This window comes from Thalassolituus sp. UBA6592, assembly GCF_002433655.1.
Lineage (GTDB): Bacteria > Pseudomonadota > Gammaproteobacteria > Pseudomonadales > Oceanobacteraceae > Venatoribacter.
On the sequence record NZ_DJIO01000010.1, the window covers coordinates 1 to 2,662 of the forward strand.

At 52.4% G+C, this 2,662-nt stretch carries 3 protein-coding genes; all 3 read right to left on the reverse strand.

The features are described 5' to 3' along the window. Positions 1 to 204: 204 nt before the first annotated feature. Complete coding sequence (locus B2Z72_RS01015; protein WP_296983174.1) at positions 205 to 498, reverse strand: co-chaperone GroES; 294 nt, start codon at positions 496 to 498, stop codon at positions 205 to 207. A 161-nt stretch (positions 499 to 659) separates the two neighbouring features. Beyond that, positions 660 to 1,139, reverse strand: coding sequence for an FxsA family protein (locus B2Z72_RS01020; protein ID WP_297004000.1), 480 nt, complete (start codon positions 1,137 to 1,139; stop codon positions 660 to 662). Positions 1,140 to 1,536: 397 nt separating this feature from the next. Then, positions 1,537 to 2,382, reverse strand: coding sequence for a metal-dependent hydrolase (locus tag B2Z72_RS01025; RefSeq protein WP_296983177.1), 846 nt, complete (start codon positions 2,380 to 2,382; stop codon positions 1,537 to 1,539). Positions 2,383 to 2,662: the final 280 nt, after the last annotated feature.

The following is a 2,662-nucleotide window of genomic DNA, read 5'->3' on the forward strand; positions in this document are numbered from 1 at the left end:
TTGGTGATGGTTGGAGCACCGAAGGATTTCTCCAGTACCACGTTACGGCCTTTTGGACCCAGAGTAACTTTTACTGCGTTTGCCAGTACGTTAACGCCAGCCAGCATTTTTACGCGGGCGTCGTTGCCAAATTTAACTTCTTTAGCAGCCATCTTATCTTTCCTTTAAATCTTGAATCAGTTGTTAGTCAGTATGGTTGCCGGATCAGGCTTCCAGTACGCCGTAGATTTCGCTTTCGTTCAGGATCAGCAGTTCTTCACCGTCGATTTCGATGGTGTTGGAACCGGAGTATTTGCCGAACATAACGGTGTCACCGACTTTCACAGACATAGGCTGAACTTCGCCATTGTTGGAAATACGACCCGTACCGACGGCAACCACTTCGCCCTGATTAGGTTTTTCAGCCGCGGAACCTGGCAGCAGGATACCGCCAGCTGTGGTTTGCTCTTCTTCCTTGCGACGAACAACGACGCGATCGTGTAAAGGACGGATTTTCATCTGAGGTTATCTCCAATGGTTAAAGCAATATTGTATGTTTGCTGTTAAGCGGAGCGGCAGACTCATATCAGCAGCTCCAAATCTCTTGTGTTTCGCTTACTGGGGGTGAAGCCAACAGATTTCAACACCCCAAAGTGAAAAAATTTCGCTTTTGGCGCAAATCAGTCTTCGCGCTTGTACTCACCGTCAATCACTTCCGGACGGTGAGGATGATGCGGAATCTCACTGTCACGCTGCGGATGTACTTCGCGCTCTGGCTGACGGAAGGTCTGGTGCATGCCGCCCACCGCTCTTACTTTCAGCATATTCATCACCGAACCAGCCATAGCTCCCCGTACACCAGGCACTAACAGAGCAAAGCCAAAAGCATCGGTCACAAAGCCAGGCGTCAGTAACAGCGCGCCGGCCAGGGCCAGCAGAAAACCTTCGGCCAGCTCACGGGCTGGCAACTGACCGTCCTGCATACGCTGACTGGCGCGCATCAGGGTCGCCAGCCCCTGCACCCGCAGCAGGCCAACGCCGATAAACGCAGTCAGAAGAATCAGCGCAACAGTCCACAGTACGCCGATGTAAGAGCCCACCTTGATCAGCACAGCCAGCTCAATCACGGGGACAATGATAAAAATCAGTAGAAAAGGCACAGGCAACTCCAGGTTGTCTTCAGAGTGAGTGGTTTCACCAACACACTCATTGATTGTGGTTTCTGATATATGGCCGCTTGAGGCAATTACAAGGGTCAGCTGACGGAAGTCAGCGATCAGCGGATAGCAAAGCTTAAGCGTAACCGGTGTGAAGGTATGAAAGATGATCGGCGCGGAGGTTCCGGCCAACCGCAAAGACGGTGGGCGTAACTGTGGGCATAAATGGCAGAAGCCCGCCCAATGACACCGGTGAAGAAAGGTACTCAGGCAAAAATTGCAGGAAGCCCCTGTGGCAATAATCGCAGGAAGCCCCTGCGGCAATAATTGCAGGAAGCCCCTGCGGCCCTGGCAACGGGGGCTGAACGTCAGACCAGACTGTCAGTCTGCAGCGCGTTGGTCAGTTGGTCTGCAAGGCGGCGACGTCCGGATGACGCTCCTGCCAGTGGTCGATTAAGTCCTGCTGGTTGATATCTGAGGGGTGAAAGCCCGTGCGGAAGTACTGCCGCAACGAGCGCATATTCTCACGCAGAATGCCTTTCCTGCCCCAGAAGAAGCTGAAAGCCCCGCGCCATTCTTTCCATGACGGGAAGTGGCCATCCGCTTTCAACAGGCGGAACTGGTAATAACCGATCCGGACAAACAGCGAAGCCATGGCAATCACCATCACCCGCTTACGCATAAATTCGTTGTTCACCTTCTGACGGTAAACATCGAACGCTACGGATTTATGCTCGATTTCTTCCACCGCGTGCCAGATCAGCATCTTACGGATGGTGTCGTCGGCATCATCAAGAATTTCCGGGTATTTCAGCAGATACTCAGCCAGTGCTGCGGTGAAATGCTCCATCGCAGCGGTCAAAGCCAGCTGACGTGCCGGGCCAAAACTGCGTTTGAGAAACTCCACCCGTTTCTGCATATGCGTCACCAGCCCGCTCATCGGAAAGCCCATGGCTTCGATGTTCTGGTTCAGTCCTTCATGGGAATGACCGTGGTGTGCTTCCTGACCGATAAAACCTTTGATCTGAGCCTGCAGCACCGGATCATCGATTTCTTTCTGGAAGTTACGCACGGAGTGAATAAAAAAGCGTTCACCGTCGGGAAACATAGCCGACAGCGCGTAAAAAAACGTGCTGATCAGGGCATTATCACCAAAGGTATATTTGCGCATGGGAGCACGGGTATCGAAGGCCATGCGCCGGGGTTTAATAACAACAGACTGGGTTTTATTATTGTGTTCAGTCATAAGAGCTCCGGATTGTATGCCTGCCGGTTAACATCAGGTAACTGCTGTGTGGCATACGCAGGCGGCCACGGGAAAAATATGACACAGTATTTCTGCCCCTGACCGGGTCTATTTATGACAGAAATCTTTTTATTCGCGGGCCGGTAATCGTTAGAATGCGCGGCCTGACCTTCCCTCCCACCCACTCGATATCATCAGAGTCCGCCCATGCCCCCGAAAAAACCCGCCAATGGTAACCGTCGCAGCAAAAACAGCAGCAAAACCAGCAGCAAAACCAGCA